The organism is Pedobacter agri PB92, from assembly GCF_000258495.1.
GTDB lineage: Bacteria > Bacteroidota > Bacteroidia > Sphingobacteriales > Sphingobacteriaceae > Pedobacter > Pedobacter agri.
In genome coordinates, this window is sequence record NZ_AJLG01000221.1 from 1 (window position 1) to 6,767 (window position 6,767).

Annotated in this window: 6 protein-coding genes; 3 read left to right on the forward strand and 3 right to left on the reverse strand. The window is 37.1% G+C overall.

The window, feature by feature from the left end:
* The 3 genes from ON09_RS21370 to ON09_RS25755 form a co-directional block, all read right to left on the reverse strand.
* Positions 1–847: RagB/SusD family nutrient uptake outer membrane protein (locus ON09_RS21370; RefSeq protein ID WP_010603113.1), on the reverse strand; the 847-nt coding region annotated here is incomplete at its 3' end.
* 16 nt (positions 848–863) lie between these two features.
* A complete protein-coding gene (locus ON09_RS25750; protein ID WP_202947178.1) occupies positions 864–2,078 on the reverse strand; it encodes a SusC/RagA family TonB-linked outer membrane protein in 1,215 nt (404 codons plus the stop codon).
* Between the two features lie 25 nt (positions 2,079–2,103).
* Complete coding sequence (locus ON09_RS25755; RefSeq protein ID WP_202947179.1) at positions 2,104–4,032, reverse strand: SusC/RagA family TonB-linked outer membrane protein; 1,929 nt, start codon at positions 4,030–4,032, stop codon at positions 2,104–2,106.
* Between the two features lie 422 nt (positions 4,033–4,454).
* Here ON09_RS25755 and ON09_RS21380 point away from each other — a divergent pair, with 422 nt between their 5' ends.
* From ON09_RS21380 to ON09_RS21390, 3 genes are all read left to right on the forward strand, one after another.
* A complete protein-coding gene (locus ON09_RS21380) occupies positions 4,455–5,306 on the forward strand; it encodes a hypothetical protein (RefSeq protein WP_157259045.1) in 852 nt (283 codons plus the stop codon).
* 169 nt (positions 5,307–5,475) lie between these two features.
* The gene (locus ON09_RS21385; RefSeq protein ID WP_010603115.1) at positions 5,476–6,495 is read left to right on the forward strand and encodes a bestrophin family protein; all 1,020 of its coding nucleotides are present in this window, start codon (positions 5,476–5,478) and stop codon (positions 6,493–6,495) included.
* Between the two features lie 40 nt (positions 6,496–6,535).
* A partial coding sequence (locus ON09_RS21390) for a cation:proton antiporter domain-containing protein (RefSeq protein ID WP_010603116.1) occupies positions 6,536–6,767 on the forward strand: 232 nt, incomplete at its 3' end.

A 6,767-nucleotide genomic window follows, 5' to 3' on the forward strand; every position in this document is an offset into this window, starting at 1 on the left:
ATTCATCCACATCATCATCAGTACTTTCTGACTGGTTTTCACTGAATTGAATTTCGAATATAGATTCGCTGTTATTCTCTTTGGTGATTATAAAATTGTCACGATAATCGGCAGTTAAAGCATATGTTGAACTTCCGGCACCGGTTACCAGGTAAGCAAAAGCATCTGCGGCTTGCTGATACATTCTTTGTTGCAGGTAAGTTTTACCTAACAAGGCGTATGCTGCACCTTTGGTTGCCCTACCTAAATCTGCAGCAGGATAACTTACTGGCAAATCAGCTATAGCTTCAGTTAAATCTTTGGCAACTTGTGCGTAGGCCTGGGCAGTTGTTGCATTAGCCGGAACATCTTTTGGTTGTGATGGTGTTAACATTAAGGGTGGTCTTCCATAATAAAGTGTTAAATTAAAATAGAATAGCGCTCTTAAAAATTTAGCCTCTGCAATAATTCTCTTTTTGGTGGTTTCATCCATCGCGATGTTAGGTACATTAGCAATCACCTGGTTTGCTCTAAAAACGCCAACATAAAGTGTTTGCCAGGTTTGCGCTGTTAAACCATCATTATAATTGGTTTGGTTAAAACGCATTAAGTTGTTTAATCCGCCATCGCCGCCAGATCCGAAACCTTCATCAGATTTCAAAATTCCGTGGTAAAACATCCAGCGAGAATATAAACTGGCTGTACGGTAGAATGTACTGTAAACTGCATTGATCCCTTTTGTGGCATCTGCCCCGGTTTTCCAAAAACTTGCTATAGTTGGTGCATTCGGGTTCACCGCATCAAAATCTCTTTTACAACCTGCCAGGGCAGTAATTGCTACGGTTAATATGAATATGTATTTTTTCATGATTTGTTATATTTAATTAGAAACCTACGCTTAAACCAAATGAAATTATTCTTGATGAAGGATAATTTCCATTATCCACTCCTGGTTCAAGATTTGGATTTGCACCCACAACATCAGGATCAAGACCACTGTATTTGGTAATGGTAAATAAGTTTTGTCCGCTTACGTATAATCTTAGGCTGCTAATGTTAGCTTTTGAGATTAATTTTTGCGGGAAACTGTAACCTAATTCCACGTTACGTAATCTTAAAAATGAGCCATCTTCAATCCAGCGATCAGTGTTACCTCTTGCATTTTCGTTGATTCCTCTGTCATTGGCAGCAAACTGATATCCTAATCTTGGGAAGGTGGTGTCAGTATTACCAGGTGTCCATGGGTTGATTGCTCTTCTATAATTTGAGTTACCGTAGCTATCTAAATCTCTTAGTACATCATTATACAATTTTTGTCCGAAAGCACCATATAACTGGATTGTCAAGCTAAAATCTTTGTATCTCGAATTAAATTGTAAACCAGATGTGAATTTTGGAAAAGCTGAACCTGCAAAAACACGGTCTTTATCATTGATATCATCGTTCGTGCCACCATCAATCGTGTTCACATAACGGATATCACCTGGTTTGGCATAAGCGCTTTGTGCTTTATGCGCATTAATTTCTGCCTGATTCTGGAAAATTCCATCAGTTTTTAATACATAGTATTCACCAATCGATCTGCCAACTTGTGTTCTGGTATTGCCCGATTGAATGTAGTCTTTTGGCTGACCTGTTTCCGTATCGATACCTAAATTACCTAAAGATAACACCTTGTTTCTAACAATACTGATGTTTCCTGCGATATCCCATTTAAATTCGCCATCTAATTTCGGGCGATAACCTAAATTTAATTCTAAACCTTTATTCTGAATAGAACCAATGTTTTGATAAGGGTTGTCAATCAAATTCCCAAGATAACCTGGTAATGGAGGTCTTATAAGAACGTCCTTAGAAACAGATCTAAATAAATCAAGATTTACAATGAACTGGTCATTAAATAATGCGGCATCCAGACCTAAGTTTGTTGTACTTTTTTCTTCCCATTTTAGATCTTCCGAAGCAATTTTTGCTTGAATTGCACCAGGATAAGTAACTTGTCCGCTACCAAATACCGCATCTGGGGCTTGGTTTAATGAACCGATATAATCATATGCATCGAGCGTATTAACTCCTAAAACACCGTATGAACCTCTCAATTTTAGATCAGAAATCCAATCCACCTTAAAAAAAATCTTCTTTTGATATTCTCCATCCCAAAGCAGCAGAAGGAAAATATCCTGTTTTATATCTAGGAGAAAATCGTGAATCCTTATCTGCTCTAAATGTTAAAGAAACCAGATATTTTTCATCGTAATTGTAATTGAATCTACCTAAATATGAATTCAATAAGTTTTTGACTAGTGTTCCTGATGATGTGCGGCCGTCACCTGCCGTAGATGTTAAAGTTGTAAAATAATCACCTCCAAATTGAGCCAGTTTAATACCACTACCGAAGGTGTTATCTCTTTGTGTAGTTTGCTCTGTATAACCTACTACCCCATTAATGCTATGTTTACCAATAACATAGTTATAGTTCAAAGTATGCTCTAAAAGATAGCTTAAAAACTGATTGCGATTGTCGCTTAGCTGACTAAAATCAGGCGATTGATTTTGGTACCATGATCCATCTTTTCTGATCGATTTACTTTTATCAAAACTGGTTTCAATACCTGCATTAAATTTATAGTTTAAACCTTCGATGATCTTAAAATCAACATAGGCATTACCAATTAACTTAGCGAAGTTTGATTTTACTGAAGTAATATTGGCAATAGCCACCTGGTTACGTGAAAAAGTATTAATGTTACCATTTGAACCGTAACCCCAGCCGCCAGGATTGTTAGTACTGATTAAAGCATTATCCTGAACCGGAATTAGTGGTACACTTGAAAACATATCATACCAAGGGTTTCCGGCGAAGGCACCTCCCTGAAAAGGTGCTTTTGATGTAGATGATGAGAAAGCCAGGTTTTCTCCAAATTTGAATCTGCCTTTGGTAGTTTCTGTATTTACCCTAAATGAGGCACGCTCAAATTCTCTGGCAATCAGTACACCTTTATCTTTAAAATAACCACCAGAAATTAAGTATTTCGAGCCATTACCGCCACCAGAAATACTGGCATTGTAATCCTGAACCGAACCTGTTCTTAAAGTTTCATCAACCCAATCCGTATTGATACGGCCATTATAATTGGCTACACCAGGCTGGATCGCCATGCCTGATGCCTGATAAGCACGTGTATTGGTTGCAGCATATTCCGCAGCATCCATCATATCGTAAGTTTTAGGCACTTGCGAAATGCTGTATCTGCTCGTAATATTAATTTTCGCTGGTCCTTCTTTACCTTTTTTGGTTGTAATTAAAATCACGCCATTTCCTGCTCTTGAACCATAAATTGCAGCGGCAGATGCATCTTTCAAAATCTGAATGTCTTCTACATCATTAGGACTAACGGTAGTATTTGGATCGGCAATCATTCCATCAATCACATAAAGTGGACTTGCATTTCCAAAGGTTGCCAAACCACGAATATTCACAACTGCTTCCTGGCCGGGAGCCCCACCATTTCTTACAGCAACACCTGGCGTTTGCCCCTGAAGTGCTTCAGGAAGAGAACGAGATACTAGCTTTTCTGTGTTTCCGGTGCTAACAGAACCGGTTGCACCAGTTAAATCTTTTCTTCTGATGGTTTGATAACCAATTACCACCACGTCATCCAGTGCCGTATCAGATGATTCCAATGTGACATTGATTACAGGGTTAGAACCGACAACAACTTCTTTAGCGGTAAAACCAATATAGTTAAAAACTAAAGTTGCTCCTTCAGGAACAGAAATACTGTATTTACCCGCAGCATCGGTTACAACGGCTCTTCCGCCACCTTTAACACTTACAGAAACACCTGGAAGTGTTTCTCCGGAGGCAGCCTTTACAGTTCCAGTAATCTGGATGTCGAATTTATTTGCTTTGACCTCAAAGCCTTCGTTTTTTGGTAGGGAAGCGTAACTTGGATAAGCCATTGCAGCCACAACGAATGGCAGCGCAAGCATTCTTTTTAAGTTACCAACCTGATAAACATGAAATAGATTAAGTAAATTTCCTTTTTTCATAATATTTACATTTGGTTTTGGTTAGTTGAGTGTAGAGCGAACCGGCCATTAAAAAGGTAGTTCAGAACAGATCTTCGGCTTTTCTTCATAATTTAGAAATAAGTTTATAATTGGTTAGTCATGCTAAATCTATTGGAGATTTAACAAGAGCAATGTTAGGACTTTGAGCTGGAAACAGGTATAAAATTTGTTTCTAAATCTATAACAAATGTGGATTTGACATTTATAAATAGCTTCTATAGCCCAAAAACAAGGTTTTTGAAAAATCGATTTTTAAGATCAGTAGCAAAAAAATAATTTTGGTGAAATGTGTTTTGCTGTGCATAAATCTTAAATGTCGAAAACTATATTTAGAATTATGGCATTATATAAATACCGCTCATCAATTAATTTTATAATTTTACAACCTAATATTTCAATACTTGATGCCAATTCTTTCTCTTTCGTCAAAAGATCTTCAGACTTACCAAAAGCGACTTACACAGTTGGCCCACACCGAAGATAGTTTTGCAGTTATTAAAGAATTGCATCAACGTTTAACCGTTAACGAAGCGGAATTAAAAAAACTTGAATTTGCGGTTAACCTTTTGCAAATTCAGGGAAATCACGACTTGCAAAAAGATGCGGTTAAAAAAGAACACCAAAAACTTAAAGATATTCGCCAAACCATTGATGACAGGATTCTGATTGTTGAGCAAAAGTTATATTTAGGCATTCCTGATGATCTGGATGAAATGGAACAACTCATAGCTGAACAGGAAGCTATCGTGGCCGATCAGGAAAAACTGAATGAAGATGAACTTTCTTTGCTGGAGAAAATGAGTCAGATTGATGTTGCCTTTGGGAAACAACTGGCAGAAATCGATCAATCAAGATCAAATCGGGAACTTCCGCTAAACGCGAAATTGGAAAGTGCGTTACAGCAGGTTGAAGCCGCTCAAAAACAAACTGAATTGCGCTCAAAGATGCTGTCGTTTCTACCAATTTTACTTGTTCCCATTATCCTGGATTGTATTGCTTATAAAATCGGTATTAACGGCTCAAATCCTTTAATTTTTTCACACTATATCTTTTTGATGTCTCTAATAGTAATTCAAATATTTTTTGCAGATCAAATTCGGATTAAAATCTTCTCCTTTTTAGCGGTGAAACAATGTGATTTATTTTTTAAGCAAATTTCCGATAGTTTAAGTGAACTCGAAAAAACTAAAAGGCAAATTGAAACTAAACACAGCATTAAGGCTGAAGATATTCTTAGCTTGGATATGAGTTGATTACTTTATCATTCCCCTTTTAATCGCCATTAAGTTGGTTTTCCCTATTATTTTTCTAATCCCAAAATACTGTAAACTCATAAATTACTGAGTCTTCGGTATGTTAAATAAAAGCTTAATTTTAAATTAAAAAAAAGCTAAAGATTTACTTATAAGATTATTTGTAAAAATGATAGTAAAAAAAACCATTACGCTGAAAGGCATTTTTGAATTTGCTGGTCATCACGTTTATTGGCTTACAGCATACATGTTTATCATTTCTGTATTGTACAAAGTAGTTGGCTGGCAATGGATTTCCATTCCATGGCTTCCCGTATCGTTAATTGGTACAGCAGTAGCATTTTACCTTGGCTTCAAAAATAACCAATCCTACGATAGGGTTTGGGAAGCCCGGAAAATATGGGGTGGCATTGTAAATAGTAGCCGAAGCTGGGGGATGATGGTGAATTCCTTCATCTTAAATAACCAGCTTACCGATGAAGAAATCAGAAAAATAAAAACCAGATTAACTTACCGACACATTGCCTGGCTATACATTTTAAGAGAACAATTGTTGGTTTCCACACAGTGGGAACACGTAAACTTAAAGCATCTATTCGGAAAAATTGCAGTTCAACGGCGGGAGCGTTTCGGTATAGGGCAGTTTAAAAATTACTTAAACGAAAAGCAAAAGGCAAATTATTATGCCGATGCAGCTGAATGGGACAACGCAGCCAATAAAGCCACACAAATCATTAATTTGCAGTCGCAGGATTTAGCGCAGCTTCATGAGGAAGAAACTTTACACATGCGCAGGCAAATAGAATTACAGAAAATCCTATCAGATTTTTACGACCATCAGGGTAAAGCAGAGCGGATTAAAAAATTTCCTATCCCCCGCCAATACGCCAACATGAGTTTTATATTCACTTGTATTTTTATCTTCCTTTTGCCCCTTGGAATTGTGGCAGAATTTGCAAAATTAGAGGAAGCAGGAGTTTGGTTAATGATTCCTTTTGGAACCATTGTGGGCTGGATTTATGTTGTAATGGAGTTAATTGGAGATTATTCTGAAAACCCTTTTGAAGGTCTGGGAACAGATATTCCGATGCTATCGATTTGTCGCACCATCGAAATCGACCTGTTGCAAATGCTGGGTGAAACAGAACTGCCACAACCCATACAACCTGTTAACGACATTTTGATGTAATAAAGTCTTTTCATCAGAAAAATTTAAACAAACATAGTTAATGCATACACTTTTACCCTTTTTACTGGCAATGATAGCTGCCATCGTTTTATTAAACATGTGGGCTACCAAATTAAAAATTGCTTATCCTATTTTATTGGTTATCGCAGGATTGGCCATCAGTTTTATTCCGGGTTTACCAACGGTTAAGATTGATCCAGACCTGATCTTTTTTATATTCCTGCCTCCCTTACTTTTCGAAGCTTCCTGGTCAATCTCTTTTAAGGAAATAG